Consider the following 21996-nt stretch of genomic DNA (forward strand, 5'->3'; position numbering starts at 1 on the left):
CCAAAAAAACTTGACAAAATATGTAAATTACTGCAGAATGTAAATATATTACAGATTACTGCAAAGAGAGCGAAAAGTTCAAGGAGGATTTTGGAGATGAGAAGAGTCAGGGCGAAAGACGCCGGTCGGATTCATACAAATGCGGGCTGTAACAGACAAGCCATACTTCTGCTGGCACTGATCGCAGTGCTGCTGCTGTCCTGCATGCCGCAGCAGGCCAGCGCCTTTACCATAAACGGCGGCAGCTACAAAGCGCTGATCTCTTACCCAGGGGTGAAAACCTTTAACTACGCAGTCAAGCCGGTTCGGGAAAATCTGATCGCCGCCGACATGGTGGATCCGGAATACAGCTTTAAGACCGGCTCCAAAGCAGTGGATGAATACTTCGGCTCAACGGCCACTTATACAGACCGAAGCGGAACCAAACGCAAAGGCTTTTATCTCAATAAAAACAGCAAAGGAAAATGCGGCGTCCGCTATAACAAGCTTTTTCAATACAACAACACTTGGGTTGACGTTAAGACTACCTTTACCAACTGGTCCCTCAAGGACAAGAAAAAAGCTTTCGCTGCAGGCGGGTTTTGCAAGATTTGGTGGACCAATGTCAAATGGCTGAAGATGAAACACGAATTTTTCCTGTCTGGCACCAACACGCCTGTCCAGGTCAACGGGTTCTTTTCCTTCAGCGATGTGGACGATGCCCAGGGCCTGGCAATCCCCAGCGGCCAGATAAAAAAACTTTGGGTGAACTCCAAAGGAACGATTCTTAAATATAAAAAAGAAGATGACCTGCTGTTAATCCAGTCGGATGATGTTTTGATCCCCAACTTGGGCACAGCAAACTACAGCCCTGCCAAAGCGGCAACAGCCACTTTTTCTTATCAGTTCAGCGGCAACAGCCATACCCAATACGTACTGGACGGCAACGCCGACGGCTCGGATAACGTCATTGGATTTGATGCGGCCAAATACATTCCATCTATGATCCCCCAGCCCAAACCGCCTGCCATCGAAAAAACCGTATCCGATCAGGATGAAAAGGATGTTTCCAACAATATAGTCCCCACCATCCGCGATGCCTGGACCTACACGCTCAATGGTCTGGTGCCCTTGGAGACAGAGCCGGGAAACTTCTATCAAGGCTTTTCCATGAACGATACCTTGGATAGTTGTCTGGAGATTCAGGATGTCCACATATATAAAAATAAAAGCGAGGACGTGTCCGGTCAATTTACCATAAACATCAGCGGACCGACGGTATCTGCGGCAGCTAAAAACTGCAGTACAGCTTCATTTTACGGATGTAATTACCAGCTGCGTATCACTGCAGGCATAAAGAGCGGAGCTACAGAAGAGATATTGAGGAATCATGGCCATTACGACAGCGGCAGAGGCGCAATTCGCTTTTCCAACACCGGCAGGGTGGTGTATCAGGCAGGCGGCAGCCAGACCGTGCGTACCACCAATACAGTAACGACAGAAATTCCTCTGCCGGTTCTCTCCATTACAAAAGAAACCTCGAAAAAAGAATACCGGGTGGGCGACCCCATCGATTATACTGTGAGGGTTACCCAGACCAAGGCCAATTCAGCGGCGCTGGATCTGTATATAAAGGATGATAGCCTTCCAAAGGAGGTCAAAGTGCTGGCCGATACACTGCAAGTCTCCGGCATCACAGGGTATGAACTGACACCTCTGGAAAACGGCTGTCTGCTCAAGGTGAAGCGGCTGAATTACGGGCAGACAGCAGTCATCCGCTATCAAGCCAGAGCAGAAAAGGCAGCCGCCCATCGGGACATCGATAATACGGCGCTCACGGGCGCTCTCCTTGCCCGGGAAAAGACAGCGACAGCAGCTGTTCATATAAAGCCCTACAACATTGAAGGGCAAAAGATTTGGGATGACCATGAGGACCAGGACGGCCTGCGTCCCCAGTCCCTTAAGGTGAAACTGATGGCAGACGGGCAGATGGCAGATACACTTTCGATCAGCGAAGAAACGGAATGGAAATATGTATTTGAAGATTTGGAGCCTTTCGATGAACAGGGCCGCAGGATTGATTACACGGTAGAAGAAGAGCAGATTCCAGGATACACATCAAAGCAATTGGGATATGATATGGTGAATCATCATACCCCTGAGCAGATTACCATTGAAGGCGCCAAGCTTTGGAACGATGCGGATGACCTGGATAAGCTCCGGCCGAAAAGAGTGATCGTCTATCTGATGGCGGACGGAAAAAAATACGCATCAAAAACCATTTCCACGGCGGAAGACTGGAAGTATTCCTGGACCGTGGATAAATACCGGCCCAGAGGCGTACCCATTGATTATAAAGTGGAGGAAAAACCTGTAGAGGGTTATGAGGCAAGCGTATCAAACTATGACTTGGTAAATACCCATGTCCCTTATCAGATACACCTGGTCAAATATGAAAAGCTGGAAAACGGCGAAAAAACAGAAAAGCCGCTGGCAGGCGCAGTCTACCTGGCTTACCGGCAGGGAGAAAAAGATGAGAATGGCAACTTGCTTCCGGACAAATTCCTGGGCAGATACACGACGGATTCCAGCGGCAGCATTATCATTAGAGGACTCAGCCCGGGCAGCTATTACCTTCTGGAAGACAGAGCGCCGCCCGGTTATCGGAAAGAAAAGGACCGCATAGATATTCAAATGGAAAAGGCACAGACCGACGGACCGGTAAAGCAGCCGCAGATCACGACTGTTATCGCATATAACCAGAGAGAATACGGCTTACTGGAACTCGTCAAAAAGGATGACAGAGCAAACAGCGTGGCGGACGCAGTCTTTGGGCTTTATCGAGATCAGGACTGCCAGAGGCAGGAAGGAAGTTATACCACTGATGATAAAGGGCGGATTCGCATTGATTCGCTGCGTTGGGGCATCTACTTTCTCAAAGAACTCCAGGCCCCAGGCGGCTATGAGCGGTCAGAAGAAATTCAAAAAGTGGAGATCGGGCCGGAGAATTTGCATCCGTTAATCGAGGTTTACAATCAACAGAAAAAAGGATCGGTCATACTGACGAAAACCGATGAGACGGAAACCATAAGGCTTGCAGGCGCGGTTTATGATCTCTTTGATGATGCGGGGCGGATCGTTAAAGAAAACCTGACGACAGATGAAAAGGGCAGGCTTCAAGTCGAGGGACTCAAATGGGGCGGCTATTACTTTCTGGAGAAAAAGGCTCCCGAGGGGTATGGGATCAGCAGTGAAAAGATTCGATTTTCCGTCAACAGCACAACAGGAGGAATGACCCAATACGTGGAGGCTGCCGATAAAGCCCGGCGGGGGCAGCTGACGATCGTTAAACAGCTTCGGACCGATGAAATCCATATGGCTCACGGGGTACCGTCTTTCATTTTCCGTCTTACAGGCAAAACGGCGGATGGGGAAGCGATAACCGAATATCAGATGGCGACCTTCAACCAAACCTACGTGGAAAACAACCGGAATCAAGACGGAACTGTAAAAAAATCGGTTGTTTTCAGCGGACTAAAAAGCGGAACCTACCAGGTGGAAGAATTGGAGCATATCCGATATCAGCTGGCCGGGATCACAGACTTGTCGCCAAACGGCAAAAGGGACGGTGATAAGGTGATCTTCCAACTCGAGGGGGAGGAGGAAGGCACGGCCACCTTCCTTAATGAGAAAGAGAAGTGGCAGGACTATTCCCACACTGCGGCAAAAACCAACTTGATAAAACTGAACCGCAGGCTCACTGGACTGAAGCTTCAATATGAAGGCGAGAACATTCTGGAAGGAAACCAACAATTTCCCCGGGAAAAACTCCAAGTGACCGCTGTTTACGACGATGGCACCCAGGCTCCCCTGGGACAAAATCAATTCCAATTAAAGAAAGAGGATGGCGGGGTCCTGACCAGAGTTCCCAAAATTGCAGGAAGCTATACGGCAGCAGTTGAATATGAGGAGGATGGGATCTGCCGCCGGGCCACAATCACTTATCAGGTAGAAGCAGTTAAGCTGCTGACCATCCAGTTTGATACGGGAGGGGGCGGGACCATGGCTCCCCTGATCGCAGAGAAATACAGCTGTCTGGCGGATTACAAAGAAGGGGAATACATTCCGCTGCGCTCGGGATTTTCCTTTGGTGGATGGTACCTGGATAAAGAACTGATTTCCGCCTTCAATACAAAGAAGGAACTGGTCGAGGATTTGACACTGTATGCCCGATGGCAAGAGAAACATCTGAACGACTATACCTGGGAAGAAATCAAGAAGATTGCCGATTCCGGCAAAGCGGAGACCGTGCTTGATGAATGTTTTTCCGCAGTCAAAAAAGACTTGGAGGACGGTCGATTGTCGCAGGAAACGCTGAAACATACCAAGGAGCTTACCATCAATGGAAAGCAGTGCCACGCTGTGATTCTCGGCTTCAATCAGGATCGGAAGGAGGATGGCAGCAGGGCGGGACTCTCTTTTCTGATTTGGGAGCCTGTGGCTGCTGATGTTTTCAACCCGACCCTGACCAACCAGGGCGGCTGGAAGGATTCTCAGCTTCGAAAAAAGACGGCTCCTTTGGCAGCGGAATTACCGCAGGCCGCAGTGCCGGTGCAAAAAGAAAGCTGGGGATTTGCGGACGGCAAGGCGCTGAAAGAAACCACATGGGACAAGCTCTGGCTGCTTTCACAGTCGGAAGTCTGTGGAGCATGGGGGTATGAGGACGAGGAACTGGAGCCATCGATTTACTTTGAGGATTTGGACTTTGGCCGGCTGCGGAGCGGCAGGGGAGAAGGAGCGCAGTACAAGCTTTTTCAAGGCCTGATTCCCGACGGAAAGCCGGATCTGGAAGCTGCCGCCGCGCTGGGAAAACCCTGGTGGCTCCGTTCTGCCAACCTGGAAGGGGAGCAGAGGTTCTGTTTCTTTGACGCTGATGGTGCGGCCAGATAGGGGAGATGATGATGGAAAAAATGAAACATTGCCTCGGACAGCAGGGCAAGTCATGTTTGCTGGTACTGGCTGGAGCAGTCATGCTGTTTTTGCTTCTGGTGGAGCCGGCGCTGGCCAAGACCGTCGCCGGTACCACCTCCAGAAATAGTTCAAAATATGACTTTAACTGCGTGTATACACTGACGGATGATGCTGCCAACAAACGATATGCCCTGGAGGTTACGGCCCAGCTGAAGATTAAAAAATACAAGTTCAGCAGCACCCAAACCCACAAGGTCAATATCAAAATAAACGGGACTACTTATACCAAGACCTTTGACGGTATGAGCGGAGGCAACAATTCCTCCACCGTGACCAAGAACCTTTATAAGAAGACGGTGTACTTTTCCTACGCCTCGGCCGCCAGGAGCATCCCGGTCAGCATTACCACTTCCGATATTTCATCCGGCGGCTACGGGCCCGGCGTTTGTAAAGCTTCGACCAATGTGACCGTTCCGGCGGTGACCACGACAAAAATCTTGTCCGGCAGCGTTATTTGGCAGGACAACAATAATCAAGACGGTCTGCGCAGTACCAGGACCATAACCGTGATCAGGGACGGTCAGGCTTACACAAGCTTTGCGGCCATCGGCGCATGGAATGTCTCTGTTCCAGTCTATAAAGCAGGAGGGGGAGAATCGGCCTATTCGGTAACAGGAAACGGCCTCAGCGGATATTCAGGACCATCCGTTTCCGGATTTAACCTGACTTACACCAGGACAGCCTATTACACCACCGAAGTTTCAGGAAAAATTTACTGGGAGGACATGGACAATCTGATGGGAACCCGGCCCGGGTCCGTAGTTGTGCGTGTTCTCAGAGGAACATCCGTAGCAGCGCAGGGTACCGTTTCCCCTGGCGCAGACGGGAGCTGGAGTTTTTGCTTTTCCGATCTGCCAAAGTATGAGGGCGGTGCGGAGATTCGCTATACAGTCTCACAGAATGCCGATGGATATGGGACAGCATATGAAGGATTCAAGATTATCAATACCTGGATTCCAGCCTTTGATGTACGCATGGGATTCAGCATATAAGAAAGGAACAGAAAATGGGAAAAGAGATAAGATTAAGGAAAAAAGGGAGCATGCTGCTGGCGGCGTTTCTTCTGGCAGTGGCGGCAATCGGCGGAATCAGCGCCTATTTTACGGACGTGGATTCGGCGGCCAATGTGTTTACAATCGGTAAGGTAAAAATTGACCTGACCGAACCGGCGTATGACGCCCATCCGCAGGATCATCAGAATCTGACGCCAAACAAAAGCCTGGACAAGGACCCATACGTGACCAACACCGGAATCAATGATGCGTTCGTCTTTACAGAATTCACCATACCGAAAGCAGAGGTCAAAACAGCGGCGGAAAACGGTTCTCAAAATACGGCGGTCAATCAGGAACTATTCCAGTATCAGATCAGCGGGGGATGGACACAAGTGGTCAAAGAGGACCGGGAAGATGGCTGCCGGTATGTCTATGCCTATGGCTCAAACGAAGCCTGCACGCCCCTTTCTGCCGGCCATACAACGCCGGTACTGTTCGCAGACGGGAAGATCCGTTTTCTCAATGTGATCGAAGGCCAGGGCTTGGAAGAAGAAATGCTGGAGCTGCCGGTAGATGCTTATGGCATACAGACTGTGGATTTGGATGGGGGAAAGACCGCTCCGGCAGATGTCTGGGCTGTTTTAGAAAATCAGCAGGCAGGAAAGTAACATGAAAGGGATGAGGCGGCTGGCGGCTGCGGCCGGGCTGTTTCTCGTGCTGGCCGCGGGAGGACTGGCCAGTATGCTGGCACTGCAGGAGGAAAGCCTGTCCAGCAGATTTCAGACCGGAGGCGTGGACATTTGCCTGGAATCGAAGATGAAAGAAAATGGCCGCGTCAAAGAGTTTGTTCAGCCCCGCGATCTGGTCCCGGGCCAGGAGATTTCCATGATCCCGGTCATTACCAGCCGGGCAGAGGATTGCTACATAAGAGCGCAGATTGAAGTGACCATGGATGAAGAGGGACCGCAGCCTGTAAAGATGCAGGACTTTATTGGTATGAATGCGGCCTGGATTGAGCAAGGCGCCTATTACTATTATCGCTACCCGCTGGCGCAGGGGCAGACCGCGGAGCTTTTTCAAGGGCTGCGTGTGCCTGCCGCATGGACGGACAAAGAGGCATCCGGCTTTGATCTGCACATTACAGCGGAAGCTGTTCAGTCGCAGAACTGGAAGGCCGATTTTCAGAAGCACAACCCTTGGGGGAGCGTGGAAACGGAATTTTCTCAGATCGGAGAATACTATCTGGCCGGAAGGGGCAAGCGGACGGAAAACAAAGGGATTAGTCTGGTTTATCAGGGCGGCGCAAAGGCGCTGGTCAGCGATGCCGATTCGTTCATGGCTCATTTGAGCGACCTTATGCCCGGCGATCATTACAGCGATGTCATGAAGCTGAAAAATGCCGGACAAGAATAAGTGTGTATTTTTTTTAAAGCATCCACGGAGGAAACGAAACTCCTGAAGCAAATTCAGCTTCGCATTGAATCGGAAACAGGACTCTTTTATCAGGGCCCGCTGACTTGTGAAAAGCTGTCGGATTATCGGATGTTGGCAGAGCTTGAAAAAAAACAGGCGGAGAAGGTGAAGTTTTCCATCCATGTGCCGGAAACATTGACGAATCCCTACCAAGTCCTTGCAGACAGGGTAACTTGGTATTTCAAGGTTTGCGATGAGGATGGCAATCCAATACAGGCACAGACGGGTGATGAGCGATGCTTTGGGCTTGCGATTCTGATTATGGCTGTGAGCGCAGCGGCAGGGCTGCTGATAATAAGGAGGAGCAGGAGATGATACGAACTATTTATCATATCATTGAAAACGTGCTGATTTTTTTGATTCTTTTTTTTACGCTGGCCTTGGGCGGCGCCAAGCTGATCGGCCATATCAGCCCATTTATGGTTTTAAGCGGCTCCATGGAGCCCCAGCTTGCGACCGGCAGCCTGTGCTTTGTCAATGAACGAGACCGGGAGGCGAAGGCGGGAGATATCATCGCTTTTTCCAAAGGGAGCACGAAGATTGTTCATCGGGTTTTAAAGGCGGAGCACGGCGCCTATACCACCAAAGGGGATAACAATCCCCACGCCGACAGAGCGCCTGTCAGCCAAAAGGAGGTTATGGGAAAAGTGGTCTTTTCTATTCCAAAAGCAGGGTATGCGGCGGCTTTTCTGCAGACGAAGAAGGGCATGCTCCTGACCAGCGCCGCTCTGGCGGCATTCTTTGTAATGGGGCGTCTGCTGCCTGAAAGGAAAAAGCGGGGAGGCGGCTATGAAGCAGGTTAGATTTAAAAACAGAAGGCTGGCTGTGGTGCTGATGCTTTTGCTGCTTGTTAACAGCAGTTTTCTGGGACTGCTTGCTTATAGTGTTTATCAAGCTCAGGCGGTCAATGCCTTTACGGTGGGTTACGGGGAGATTGAAATTGAAGAGGACTTTGAACCGCCTGCCAAAATGCTCCCCGGCATTACCATCCGCAAGGAAGTGGCGGTGGTCAACACAGGCCCGGTTCCCTGCAGGGTCAGACTGCTGGCCAAGTATACCAGCAGTCAAATGGCCGCCCTCTCTGTGGTGGATTTTGACCGGGAGCATTGGTCGGAAACCGGCGACTATTTTTATTACAAATACGTCCTCCAGCCAGGGGAAAAAACTGCTCCCCTTTTTTCTGAAATCAAGATCAGCGAAGCGGCAAGCCAAAGTGAACTGGAGCCGTTCGACATTCTTATCTATGGAGAAGCAATTCAAGAAAACGGCCTTCTATGGAGTGAGCTCTAAAGTCAAGGGCTGAATGTTACATTAGTAGGACTGTTTATTACAGCGTGACGATGTAACAAATTTCCTGTACGTAAAAACGGTACAAACCATTGACAAAAATGACCGGGGGGGGGGGTAGTATATTTATACGAATAGGGGAGAGGCAAGGATGAATGTATAAGCTATAATGCCATAAAATTGCAATATGATAGTTGTTTGCAAAGGGTGATATTATGAAAAGCTCTCTCCGCCATTCAGAGCTTCATAGCAACGGTCTTTGCGCACTATCATCCTGATGGTGCGTTTTTTTGCGCCACCTGCCCCAAGCTCTATTACGATTTCGTTTTGTACTATTTATTAAGGAGGAAGACATGGAAGCAAGGAAAAAGAAAAGCAGCAGGCTTCTAGCGTGGGTGGTCGTGATCGCCGTGGCGTTTACCATGACGTTCCCGACTGCATTTGTCTGGGGTGCTGAAACCGGCGCGACGCAGGAAACGGTCGCAGCCGATGATCAGACGCCGGGCGAAGATCCTGCGGCGGAGGAAAGCAGTAATAAGGATCCGACTGAGGCTGTGAAGACAGAGCCGGAGACGAAGAAGCCGGCGGCGAAGGCAGCGGCGGCAGAGAAGAAAGAGGCTGCTGATGACAATGTGGCCAAGATTGGTGATCAGGGCTACGCTACGTTGGCAGCAGCGATCGATGCGGCAACCGATGAATCAACGATCGTTCTGCAGAAAGATGTAACCGAAGATGTTGTGGTTCCGGAAGGAAAGACAATTACTTTGGATTTGAATGGTAAGACTTTGACAAATGTCAAGGACCATACAATCTTGAACAAGGGCACCCTAATCATTGACGGCAAAGGAACAGTAGATAATATATCTCATACAAAAGGCGCCGTTTATAATGATGAGGGAGCGACTGCAACCTTAAAGAGCGGAATCTATATCCGCAGCAAAGAGGATGGAAAAAAAGATTCTAATTCTTGGTATAATATTCTTAACCATGGAACAATGACCATGGAAAAAGATGTTGTCGTAAAACAAGGTGAAGCGTTTGGATATTCCAGCTTGGTAGAGAATGGATTCTTTAATAAAGGTGATAAAAAAGGTAGCAATCTTGCGAAACTGACGATTGAAGGCGGAAATTATAGCGGTGGAAAATATACCGTTAAAAATGACGAATGGGGTGAACTGACTATCAATGGCGGGAGTTTTGAAACAAAGATTGAATCACCGATTCTGAATTGGAACAAAGCGGTCATTAATGGAGGAACCTTTAATTCCAGTAATCGTGTGATTACTAATGGAGTATACGACAAAGATTCTTCTATAGGAGAGTTATCCATAAACAACGGCACATTCAATGTAGGCGGCAATTCTGACCTTATAATTAAGGCGGATTCAAACGGCGAATTAGGTAACATTAGTATTACAGGCGGGATTTATAATGTGAGCCCAAAGGCGGATCATATTGCGCAGGGCTATGTTGTAACAAAGAATGCCGGAGCCTATAAAGTAGTAGCTGGCGAAGGAATTGCAGCGGCTATTGGAGATGATGAGTATTCATCATTGAAAGCAGCAATCGATGCGGCAAAGGATGGCCAGATTGTAAAATTGCTGAACGATGTAACAATCAATGAGAAGGTCTTAGTAAGCGGTAAGAAAGCAATCACGCTAGATCTTGGAGACAAGGAAATTGTTGCAGGGGATGACCTTCTTAAGAAATATAGTCAGACACAACCAATTGAGGTAAATGGTGCCGACACCACTCTGACAATCACTGGCAAGGGTGAAATCAATGGCGAAAAAGCGTATGCAGCTATTGGAGTGATGGGTGCTGGAACGTTAATCGTTGAAGATGGCACCATAGTAGGCCAATATTATGGAATTGCCGGAAATGGTCTGGCAAAAAATGCGGGAACCGAGATCACCATAAAAGGTGGAGCGATTAAGGGACTTGCAGCAGATGATAATGCCGCAATCTATCATCCGCAAGATGGCAAGTTATCCATCACAGGAGGAACACTTGAAGGAGCCACAGGCGTCCAGATGTGTGCGGGCGAAGGAAGTATCAGCGTTACAGGCGGAAAGATTATCGCAACAGGGCAGGATAAGAAAGCTGCAAAAGTAGAAGGCGACGGACTAATTTGTGACGGAGCCGCGATTTCCCTGGTCAGCAGAAATTATCCGGGCGGAGATCCATCCCTGACAATCAGCGCGGGTGAATTCACATCCGCACACAACGATGCAGTAGTAGCATATAAATGGAATAGCAATAAGACATGGGAAGCATGGGCAAACGCAGCAGATCATTTGAAGATCAGCGGCGGAACCTTCAGCACCAACCCATCCGCCTATGTTGTAAAAGACTATGCAGTCAATAAAACTGATAAAGGCTACAACGTTGTCAAAGCAACAGACGCAGCCGGCGAAGCGTTGATTGGAAACACATATTATAAAACCCTTGCCGATGCAATTGTAGCAGCAAAAGAAAAAGACACCGTAAAACTGAACAAAGACGTTCAGGTGACCATGACCGCTCAGAACACAGCGGCGATTCTAATCGATAAAAACATTACTCTGGACGGTAACGGAAAGACCATCACAGCAACAGGCGACACAAAAGCAATCGGCCATGTCATTGAAGTTTCCAACGGAGTCAAAGCTGCAGTCAAGAATCTGACTATAGACGGCAACCAGATTGCAAAACATGGCATCCAGGTGTATAGCAAAGAAGAACCACAAAGTGAAGCCAAAGTTACTTCCGTTACAGTGAAAAACTGTACGGGCTATGGATTCATGATCAATGGCGGTAAAATGATCGCTACCAGAATCACAGCGGAAGCGAACGGCTGGGGCGGCGTCAACATTGGACAGGGCACGGATGTAACCGCAGAACCAAGCTTTACCTTTAACAGCGGAACCCTGCAGGAGCATAATCCAATCCAGGCCGATAACGTGGGCGACAAAGCGCCAAGTACAAGCTGGGTTATCTTTGGCGATAATGCTGGAACCTGGTATGCGACAAAGAGCGTCCGCAAGGAGGACAATAAGACTCTGATTCAGTGGAGCAGCCAGTTAGCCGGCGAAGCACAAACTGACGGCGTGACCTATCCGACCTTGAAAGAGGCAATCGAAGCTGCAAAAGCAGGAACAATCGTGACACTGCTGAAAGACGTGACCGTGGATATGGGGACGGAAAAAAATAATCCGGCTATTCTCATTGATAAGGCAATTGACTTTAATGGAAATGGAAAAACCATAACGGCCAAAGGCGACAAAGAAGGGATCGGACATGTGCTCGGCGTACAGAGTTCGAATGTTGAAATTAATGCCTTGACGATCGATGGCAATAATGGGACGGCCAGACACGGTATTCAGACCTATGGAGAAGGCAGTGCGGCAACCCTGACTGAGGTGACGGTTAAAGACTGTTACGGATATGGTATCGTGGCAAACGGCTCTGCGGTAACCGCGAATGGACTTTACACAAGCGGAAACGGCTGGGGCGGGGTCAATGTGACAAAAGGCTCCGGCGTCACAGCTGATCCAAAATTTGAATTCAATTATGGAGATTTACAGCAAGACAATCCGATTCAGATTGATAACGTTGATAAAACTGTGGAAGTAAAGGCTGAATGGGTTGCGATTCATGAAGATATGGCTAGTGATTGGCATTCTGTAACAACGACTGATGATGGTAAGACGATCATCCAGTTTGCACCGGGCGCAGCGATTAAGTGCCTTTCCCTCAACACGAGTGCAATGACCTTGACAGAAGGCAATAAGGGGCAGCTCATCGCAACGATTGAACCGGAAGAAGCATATGATACCAGCATTGAATGGACTGCTAGCAATACCGACAAGATTACCGTCGATGACAACGGCGTTGTTACCGCATTAAAGACAGGCGAGGCAACTGTTACCGCGACAGCGGCAGATGGAACCACGAAGGCTGAATGTAAAATAACGGTAATAGAAAAAGCTGCAGACAAAGAACCGGTTAAGGTCATCGTGGAACCAAGTAAAACAACGGCAACCGACGATGAAGGGACCGAACAAGAGGTTATCAATGAAGCGGACGTTAAACAAGCGATCGACAACGCAAAGGAAAAAGAAGAAGTTGTTGTCAAAGTTCCGGCAGACGTTCCTCCAGTGCTGAGCGAAGATGTCTTTGCGGCGGCGAGTGAAAGCAAGGCTGCCAAACTGATCGTAGAAGTACCGGCAACGAAAGATACCTATGCGGCAACCTTTGAATTCGATACGGCAGCCATTGAAAATATGGTGGCAGTTGATACGAAAATCGAGAAGAAGGATATCACTGACGTTTCTGGCTTGTCTGGCGATGCTGCAAAACTGGGATTAACCTTATCACACGAAGGCGACTTCCCGGCACCGGCGACCATCACCATTGCCATTAATGATAATAGTATTAAAGATGGCGATACGGTATATATCTATTATCTCAACAATGGAAAGCTCCAGCTGATCGACAATGGTCCGCTGATAGTGAAAGATCGCAAAGTGACTTTTACTCTGAGTCATGCATCTGACTACGTGATCAGCAGCGAACCGATTGAACCGGAAACCGCAGCGGATTCCGTGGATGCCCTGATTGGCAAGATTGGTACCGTTGCTTATACAGATGATGTATACCAGGCAATCAAAGCAGCGAAAGAAGCCTACAATGGTTTCGAAAAACAATATGAAGGACAGACCAGCTTAGTTAAACAACACGCGACGATGAAAGCTGCCGATGAGCAGTACACTAAGTGGGACGATCAAGTGAAAGCATTTAAGTCCGATATTGATGACCTTTATGAAGCTGTAGACGGCGCGATGACTTACGCCCAGCAGAAAAAGGTTGAAGCGCTGACAGCAGCCTATAAAGCCTTGAATGCGGATCAGATCGAAGCCTTAGACTGGGACGGCTATGGAAAAGATGGCTACTATGGTGACTTACTGGCCATTCGTGATGCCAGCAAAGATGCAGAAGTTGTTTCTCAGGCCAATCGGGTAAGCAAGCTGGTGGATCAGCTTCCGGCTGCAGCGACCTATTCGACCGCAGACAAGAGCAAGATTGACGCTGCAAGAAATATGTACAACAGCGTGGTTGCCGAAACACCGGATGCCAAAGCATTGTTAACCGCTGATCTGGCAAAGATCGAAAAAGCAGAAGCTGAGTACAAAAACGCCAAGAGAACCGCATACAACAATGCGAGAATCTCCTTGTCAACGACTCAGTATATGTACAACGGCAAGGCTAAGACACCCGCTGTATATGGATTATCCGCCTTTGCCAATGGAACGGATTATACGGTAGCATACAGCAACAACACAAAGACAGGAAAAGCGACCGTAACCGTTACTGGAAGAGGCGACTGCACAGGACTGAGCACCAAGACCGCAACCTTCAGGATTACCCCGGCCAAAGCTGCAATCAGCAAGCTGAAGAAGGGTAAGAAATCCTTCAAGGTAACGATTAAGAGCCAGAAGAGCGCAGGCGTGAGCGGCTATCAGATTTCTTACTCATTGAAGAAGAACAAGAGCTTCAAGAGCACCACGACCACCAAGACCAGCAAGACGGTTAAGAAGCTGAAGGCCAAGAGAACCTACTATGTAAAGGTACGTTCCTATAAGACGATCGACGGTAAGAGATATTATGGTTCTTACAGTAAGATCAAAAAGATTAAAACAAGATAAACAATTCCTTGCAATTACATACACAAAAAGAAACAGGCTTTGCCATTGGGCAGGCCTGTTTCTTTTTGCATGGAATTAGGGTTTTATTAAAGCATTTTTTATGGCTTCCGCCCATGCAACCGCTTAATGATAAAACTTAATTAGGAAGCCTTACACCAAAATTAAAATCGAATGGTTTCATTTTGTCAATAACATACGATTACATTAAAAAGTCTAATTGTTACAAGGTTGCAATGTAACATTTTTGTAGCAAGGCAATACCATGAAAAGCGTTGACAAAAGTTGGTGGGGGGGGTAGTATATTTATACGAAATAAGGGGATTGGGCTGCGTGGGGACAATTAAAAATCCAACAAAAAATTGACAGCCAAATAATTTGTGCAGCAAATAAAAATGAACATTTGAAACAGATTCGAAGCATACGTTCTGGAATGTTTTAATACGATTAACGTGTTATTTAAACGAGGGTGCTGTCAACAGGCGGCGTTTTTTTGTTCGGGAGGGCTTAAAGCGGGGATGCTGGATTGATGATTGGAAGGTAATTGTTTGGAATTGAATGGAGAACGGAAAGATGAATGTAAAAGAGCGTAGTTATGGAAACTCTTTCTTAGCGGTGCTGGTGATCGTGCTGATGATTCTTGCAGCGCAGAGCGCCAGTGTGTTTGCAGAGGATATTGATGCCAGCAAGTTGTCGCCGGATGGGAGCGTGACGGGATTTTCCAATCCAGGTGGATGGATATACGATGACGCCGCGAAAGCATATACAAAAAGCGGTGTGGAATATAATGGCGCAATGTTTCAAACAGAAACAATTACAGGACCGGCAGTGTGTTCCTTTCAGTATGAAGTAAAAGGCGGAAACCTTGATTTTTTCGCATTACTCTTAGATGATCAACAGCAGGGTGACTCCTATAATACAGAGACGAACGGCTTTAAAGAAATCATGGTTCCCATTCCAGAAGGTTCGCACACACTAACCTTTATGTATATGGGATTTGGAGGCACGGGTTCTGTTTCTATAAGAGATTTTTCATTGATACGTGGTCTTGCAGACATTACCATTAGTAGCGGAACTGCTTCCAAAGCATATAAGTTCCAGGACGTCAATGAGGAATATTTCCCCTCAAGAGGAGATGTTACATACACAATAGAAACAAAGATCACAGATAAAGTGAGCGGTCTTCAGTTGTCGGCGAGTCTGGACGGCAATGAAGTTGTTATTTCAAATGGGAAAGTAGAAATTCCTATGACGGAAACCAGCAGCGAACGTAAGCTGGAACTGACCATCAACAATAGCGGCAAATCATATACAAAAACGATAACCATCACTCCTGCTCAGACAGAAAATGCAGGGGTCGCCATTGAAGGTGATGCTGCAAAGGGGCAGGTAACGGCAGAATACGCAGGCGCTTTCCTTCAAACGGACGGAACGATAAATGATATTAAAAGAAATAGTACAGTAATGATCAAAGCAGCTCCCAAGTCAGGAGTGGATTTCCTGGGGTGGGTTGACGGCGCGGGCCAGTTCTTGTCAGCAGAAAAGGAGTATTCTTTCCAGGTTGAAAAGAACGTTAAGATTAAAGCCGTTTTCAGCCAGAATGATTATGCGGCGAGGAACGACGGAAAGTTTTACGCCTCATTAGAAGAGGCTCTTGCTGAAGCTAAAGCAGGCGATACGGTAATTTTGACAGGAGACACGACCCTTAAAAACAATGCAACGGTTCCTAAAGATGTTTTTCTTCTGCTGCCGACCGATGCCTTGGACACAAAGGGATATGCTTCGAGCGGTTACTGTCCGGACGGGACAGATAAAACAACGCCATACACTGGAATTGGAAAGAACGCTAAACTGTATCATATCTTGACAATCAGCAAGGATGCCTCCCTTTTTATCAACGGCAGAGTTCTTGTCAACGCAGTAGTCGGCCGCCCGGCTGCCGGTTATTACGATCAGGATATTACAGGCGGTTATTCACAGATTAAGCTAGAGGGAAATCTTATTGTTAAAAATCAAGGTTTGTTGGACGTAGGCGGTTATATAACAGGCACGGGACAAATACGTGGAGAAACTGGCAGTGAAATTAGAGATTTATATGTTGTTCGACACTGGAGGGGCGGTACGCAAGCTAGTAATATGCATTTTGCCAAAGTCTATCCAATGAACGAGTACGACTGTCATAATATACAAACGACAACGCGGATTGATTACGGCGCTTCGCTGGTGGGAACTGTGAAAATGTATGCGACATCTCTCTTTGGCGGAGGCGGAAAGTTTTATTGTACCCGTTTCCCGCAGATTAATAATGAAAATGGACTTTTCAGATTAAGTGATGAAAGCAGTTATGCGGAAAAGTCATATGAAAACGGGGTTGAAATCATTAAATTGTATGGGGGAGCAGCATTTTCAAATTCATCGCTAAAAATAACCACTTTAAATCTTTCTACAAAAGATTATATTTATCCGATAGACGGTGACTATTCCTTTGAATTTCATAACGGAGTATACTCCTTTGACAATGATTATAAGTTCATGCCAGGAGCAAAAGTTACAGTAGCAAGGGATGCCAAACTGACTATTCCTGAAAAGAAAAAAGTGGTTTTCTATGATAAATTTGAAGACCCTTTGAATACCGGATATGCCGGAGATAATACCCAATATCCGCAGGATCGGTCTCCTGCACAGCTGATTCTCAACGGAGCTCTCGATTTAAAAGGGACCTTGGCCGGACAGGTTGTCTGCGGCAGCGAGTACTCTGTCAGCAGAGAGTGCGATGCAGGCCTGATGCTGACAACGAAAGAGGCCAATGGATATAAAGGAAACCCGAAGACAAAGGACTACTCCTTCCAGCTAACCTGGCTCAATGAAAATGGAGAGTCCATTGGTGCACCTGCTGCCAAGCCTCACGTAGGTGACTGGATAGCTGATGCAGATGGACTGAATCATACCAGAACATGCACAAAGTGCGGAACGGTTGAGACGAAGCTTCATGAATATGACGCATGGAGCAGTGTTGATGAATCGCAGCACAAACACACCTGTACATTCTGTGGACATGAAGAACAAGCAGACCACCAATGGAGTACTGGAGTGGAAAATCAGGACGGAACAGAACTGGTTTACACATGCAAGGATTGCAGCGTAAAAAGAACAGAAAAACTGGTGACTGCTTTCAACTTAAATAAGCAAAGCACAGAACTAGTAAAAGGGAATAAAGAACAACTGATTGCTTTGATTGAACCAGAGGATGCAGCAGACAAAACTGTAATCTGGATGTCGACAAACGAAAATATAGCAACAGTTGATGAAAACGGCCTTGTGACAGCTAAAGCTGTCGGGAACACCTTAATCGAGGCCAAAAGCAGCAATGACAAGTTGACGCTTGCAACTTGTGCAGTATCTGTCACAGAGGAACAGGGCGAGGAGATTCCAGGGGTTGGAGATAACCCTGTTGTAGCAATCCAGCCGGAAACAGACGAACAGGGGGCGCTGAATGCGGAACCGATTGTCCAGCTGATCCAAAAGGCGGAACAAAATGAAACCATTGTAATTCTGCTGGAACAGAAGGACGATGAGGCTTTGCCGACCATACCGGCCGATGTCTTTAAACAAGCAAAAGAAAAGACCGGAGAGCCAATTGTGATTCAAACCGTTACCAAGGACAAAGATAAAATTGATGCAACCTTTGTGTTCCAACGTTCAGAGCTTACCCGAGAGGATCTTCCTGTAAACGTGGATATTTCCAAGACTTTGGACACGAAAGGACAGACCTTGCTTGCAGCTTGTCTGCCTGCTGATGCAGTGAATAAGACGCTGCGATTAGGACACAGCGGGGCTTTCCCCGGAACGGCAACGCTTATCCTGGATGTCAGTGATCGATTCAAGGCGGGAGAGCGGGTTCACCTCTATTATCTGGATACGGATAAAAATAACCTGACCCTTACGGCGAAAGACTTGGTCGTTGATACAAACGGGCGCATTACGGTAAAGATGACTCATGCATCCAGCTATGTGCTGACCAGCGTGGTTTACAAAGGCAAGAATATCACAGGAATCACTCTGGATAAAACCAGCTTGTCCCTGGAAGCTGGACAGAAGTCTAAACTATCGGCATCCGTGCAGCCGGAAGATGCGGCCGATAAAACTGTGACCTGGAGCGCTTCCAATGAAAAAATCGCGAAAGTGAACCAGTCCGGTGAAGTAACTGCTATTGCTCCGGGAAATGCGAAAGTCTATGCCAAGACCGCTGATGGAAGAACAGCAGTCTGTGCGGTTGAAGTAAGACTGGGCCAGCCATCAGGGCTGAAAGTGACGTCAAAAGAGTATAACAAGACCAGGCTGACCTGGAAGAGAGCAGCCGGAGCCAAAGGATACAAGGTATACCGAGCCACTTCGAAAAAAGGCAAATATAAGGTGGTTAAAACAACAAAATCGACTGCTTATACGGACAAAAAATTGAAAACAGGAAAGACCTATTACTATAAGGTGAAGGCTTATGCGGCGATCGACGGGAAGACGGCCTACAGTGCCTATACGACGATCAAGAAGGTAAAAGTCATCCCGGCAGCGCCAAAGGGCGTTAAGGCAAAAGCAACAGGCAGCCGCGGCGCTAAATGCTACTGGAAGAAGGTGGCGGGCGCCAGCGGATATGAGGTCTATCGCTCCAAGGGCGACACCAAGCATTTTAAAAAGATCCGCACCGCCGGGAAAAATTCGAGAAGCTATAAGAGCCAGAGCTTGAGCAAAAAAACCAAGTATTACTATAAAGTAAGAGCTTACCGCAAGGCGGCCGGCAAAAAGGTTTATAGTCAATACTCAAAGACAACAGTAGTGTTTGTAAAATGATAGCGGCGACGCTGTCTTACAAAATATGCCGTTCTGACCGCTTAACGCAGCGATGCCGTAAAGGGCGGAATGGTGCGAGGTGCTTCACGCCTCTGATCATTATCTCATTAACACTTATTTAAGAAGGAGTTTGTTATGAAGAAACAAGGAAAAACCAAAAAACTTTTGGCCTTTCTTCTGTCGCTGACCGTATTATTTACCATGTCAGCGCCGGCGGTATGGGCCGACTCGTCAGACAGTACAATTACAGGTATAGATGACAAAGTAAAACTTTCCATCAAGTCAGGCGAGACGATCGTTTCGGCCTTTGTCCGTGACGACTATTCAGCTTACCTGCAGATCCCTAAAAATGCCAAAGTAAATGCGGGAAATGCAGAAATTGACTTGACGATGAAAAACATTGAGAGCCTGGGTATGGGGGGTATAACAAAGTCCCATAAGATTACCATAAACACCGGAATAGAAGGTAAGGATCAGGTTGATCTGGAAAATTACATTGGATCAATTAAAGATTTCCAGAAGGCAAAAATTTCGGGTAAGATTGGTGATAAAGATTATTCTTATGCGGTAGAGACTGTCACAACAGATACCGATTATCTTGTTAAAGCATCCACAAACACAGAACAGACTAGAGCTGCCTGGATGGAACTGGCATCCCATGTTGCCACGACTACTTATGATAAGGATGACAGCTATATGGTGATTCCGGCTAATGCGTATATGCAAATTGGAAGCGAACGATTGAGCTTTACCGATCCGAAAGGAACACCGTTAAAATTGGATAATGCCGGTAATTTAACGGAACTGCAGAAGTCAATTCGCGATGCGGTTGAATTGAACACCCAAGCAGCGAACTTAAAAGACGGCAGAGATGCAGAAGCCTACATCCCGGCAGGAACCATTCTGCGGGTTGGTGCAACAGAAGCCAAATTACTGCAGGGCGCGACCATCGATATGAGCGGTCTCAATAATTTGAGTTCAAATTCACTGGCCAATTTACGCGATGCGGAGACGAATGCAGACATGATCACTGCATTGATTAATTTTGTAATGAATCCAATCACCGCAGCCAGCGAACAGCAGGATATCAAATGTAACGTCATTTTTGACAAGCAAGTCGCTGTAGATAAAGACAAAGGTGAAAACAAAACAACCATTGATACAACAGCAACCGACCAGGAAGCGCTGGACAGCACGACAGTAGACACAATTACCAATCTGCTGGCTGCCGCCGGTGAAAATGAGACCGTCGAAGTTGTAGTTCCCCAGAAGGCTGACGGAACAGCTCCAGAAATCAGTAAAGAGATAATCGAGGCAGCAAAAGGCTCACAGGCGGAAACTCTGGTAATCAAAACAAAAGATCAAGATACAAACATCGCTGCCACCTTTGAATTTAAAACAAGTGAAATTACAGACGCATCCATCGCTGTTAAGCCAGGAATCAAAGCAGCCGTAACGGCAGATTCTGAAAAGCTGGCTGCAGAAGCCCTGCCGACAGGAGCCAAGACAATGGGTATTACCCTGGACCACAAAGGCGATTTCCCGGCTCCTGCTACCATCACCATCGGCGTTGATCAAAAGACTTTCAAGCCTGGCGATGCTGTATATCTCTATTACATCAACAGCAAGACCAAAAAGCTGGAACTGGTAGGGGATAAAGCCCTGATCGTAAGCGATGCTCACACGGTTACCTTTACCCTGGATCATGCATCCGAATACGTGCTCTCCAGCGCAACTGTAAAAACAGCCGTAGATGTTACAGGCATCACACTCAACACCACAAAGACCAGCGTAAAGACAGGCAAGACCGTAGCCTTAAAGGCAACCGTAACACCTGCTGACGCAACCGACAAGACTGTAACCTGGACATCTTCCAACACCAAGATCGCTGCAGTAGATGCAAACGGCGTTGTAACCGGTAAAGCTGTAGGATCAGCGACCATTACCGCTAAGACAGCCAATGGCAAGACAGCTGCCTGTGCAGTTTCCGTAAGCCTCTCCGCTCCGGAAAACGTGAAAGCCGCTTCCGCCAGCAACACCAGCGTCAAAGTTTCCTGGAAAAAGGTAGTGGGCGCACAGAAATATCAGGTTTATCGTGCAACATCCAAAAAAGGCAAGTTCAAGAAAGTTGCCACAACCTCCGGTGCCAGCTACACAAATAAGAAGCTGACGACAGGCAAGACCTACTACTACAAGGTAAAAGCAATTTCCGGATCAGCGACGAGTGCATACACGAAAGTTGTCAGCGCAAAACCGGTTCCCAAGGCTCCGACTCGCGTAAAGGCAAAGAAGGTAAGCAAGACCAGCATCCGGGTTTCCTGGAAAAAGGTAAGCAAAGCGAACGGATACAAGGTATACCGCGCTACTTCACAGAAGGGCAAGTACAAGGCAGTTAAGACCATCAAGAAGGGCTCAACAACCAAGTACACCAACAAGAAGCTGAAGAAAAACAGAACTTACTACTACAAGGTAAGAGCTTATCAGAAAGTAAAAGGCAAGAATGTTTATGGTACTTACTCAAAAGTTGTAAAAGCCAGAACAAAATAAGTTGAGATTGACCACAATCACACATTAATAAGAGGGCGCGGCCGTATGAAGCGATTTGCTTTATGCGGCCGCCCGTCTTTTATCTGGGCGGCTCGTAGGATTACAGAGCAAAACCGGAGGCTGTCAAAAGCCAATAGGCGATCAATAAAAGCTAA

The 21996-nt window shown here is 47.6% G+C and carries 10 protein-coding genes; all 10 read left to right on the plus strand.

Features of this window, described 5'->3' with window-relative positions; translation table 11 throughout:
• Window positions 1–96 precede the first annotated feature (96 nt).
• The 10 genes from NIA71_RS17205 to NIA71_RS17250 all read left to right on the plus strand — a co-directional run bounded on the left by NIA71_RS17205 (window position 97) and on the right by NIA71_RS17250 (window position 21841).
• Window positions 97–4929 (plus strand): SpaA isopeptide-forming pilin-related protein, encoded by a 4833-nt coding sequence (locus tag NIA71_RS17205; RefSeq protein ID WP_253021061.1) that lies wholly within the window; start codon window positions 97–99, stop codon window positions 4927–4929.
• Between the two features lie 11 nt (window positions 4930–4940).
• A complete protein-coding gene (locus NIA71_RS17210; RefSeq protein ID WP_253021062.1) occupies window positions 4941–6002 on the plus strand; it encodes a Cna B-type domain-containing protein in 1062 nt (353 codons plus the stop codon).
• A 14-nt stretch (window positions 6003–6016) separates the two neighbouring features.
• The gene (locus NIA71_RS17215; RefSeq protein WP_148395425.1) at window positions 6017–6673 is read left to right on the plus strand and encodes a TasA family protein; all 657 of its coding nucleotides are present in this window, start codon (window positions 6017–6019) and stop codon (window positions 6671–6673) included.
• Between the two features lies 1 nt (window position 6674).
• Window positions 6675–7418: a hypothetical protein gene (locus tag NIA71_RS17220; protein WP_253021063.1), complete on the plus strand. Its 744-nt coding sequence runs from the start codon at window positions 6675–6677 to the stop codon at window positions 7416–7418.
• Window positions 7419–7793 (plus strand): hypothetical protein, encoded by a 375-nt coding sequence (locus NIA71_RS17225; protein ID WP_253021064.1) that lies wholly within the window; start codon window positions 7419–7421, stop codon window positions 7791–7793.
• The gene (locus tag NIA71_RS17230; RefSeq protein WP_253021065.1) at window positions 7790–8281 is read left to right on the plus strand and encodes a signal peptidase I; all 492 of its coding nucleotides are present in this window, start codon (window positions 7790–7792) and stop codon (window positions 8279–8281) included. The genes NIA71_RS17225 and NIA71_RS17230 overlap by 4 nt, the downstream gene beginning before the upstream one ends.
• Complete coding sequence (locus NIA71_RS17235) at window positions 8268–8768, plus strand: hypothetical protein (protein ID WP_148395428.1); 501 nt, start codon at window positions 8268–8270, stop codon at window positions 8766–8768. The genes NIA71_RS17230 and NIA71_RS17235 overlap by 14 nt, the downstream gene beginning before the upstream one ends.
• A 350-nt stretch (window positions 8769–9118) precedes the next feature.
• Entirely contained in the window at window positions 9119–14452 is a 5334-nt protein-coding gene (locus NIA71_RS17240) for an Ig-like domain-containing protein (protein ID WP_253021066.1), read from the plus strand.
• 570 nt (window positions 14453–15022) lie between these two features.
• Window positions 15023–19294: an Ig-like domain-containing protein gene (locus NIA71_RS17245; protein ID WP_253021067.1), complete on the plus strand. Its 4272-nt coding sequence runs from the start codon at window positions 15023–15025 to the stop codon at window positions 19292–19294.
• Window positions 19295–19429: 135 nt separating this feature from the next.
• Window positions 19430–21841, plus strand: a complete 2412-nt coding sequence (locus tag NIA71_RS17250) for a fibronectin type III domain-containing protein (protein ID WP_253021068.1) — start codon at window positions 19430–19432, stop codon at window positions 21839–21841.
• The last annotated feature ends 155 nt before the right edge of the window (window positions 21842–21996 follow it).

The organism is Ihubacter massiliensis, assembly GCF_024125305.1.
Lineage (GTDB): Bacteria > Bacillota > Clostridia > Peptostreptococcales > Anaerovoracaceae > Hominibacterium > Hominibacterium faecale.

Coding starts and splice junctions, on each gene's coding strand:
- NIA71_RS17205 (WP_253021061.1), top strand. CDS start 97: ATGAGAAGAGTCAGGGCGAAAGACGCCGGTCGGATTCATACAAATGCG.
- NIA71_RS17210 (WP_253021062.1), top strand. CDS start 4,941: ATGGAAAAAATGAAACATTGCCTCGGACAGCAGGGCAAGTCATGTTTG.
- NIA71_RS17215 (WP_148395425.1), top strand. CDS start 6,017: ATGGGAAAAGAGATAAGATTAAGGAAAAAAGGGAGCATGCTGCTGGCG.
- NIA71_RS17220 (WP_253021063.1), top strand. CDS start 6,675: ATGAAAGGGATGAGGCGGCTGGCGGCTGCGGCCGGGCTGTTTCTCGTG.
- NIA71_RS17230 (WP_253021065.1), top strand. CDS start 7,790: ATGATACGAACTATTTATCATATCATTGAAAACGTGCTGATTTTTTTG.
- NIA71_RS17235 (WP_148395428.1), top strand. CDS start 8,268: ATGAAGCAGGTTAGATTTAAAAACAGAAGGCTGGCTGTGGTGCTGATG.
- NIA71_RS17240 (WP_253021066.1), top strand. CDS start 9,119: ATGGAAGCAAGGAAAAAGAAAAGCAGCAGGCTTCTAGCGTGGGTGGTC.
- NIA71_RS17245 (WP_253021067.1), top strand. CDS start 15,023: ATGAATGTAAAAGAGCGTAGTTATGGAAACTCTTTCTTAGCGGTGCTG.
- NIA71_RS17250 (WP_253021068.1), top strand. CDS start 19,430: ATGAAGAAACAAGGAAAAACCAAAAAACTTTTGGCCTTTCTTCTGTCG.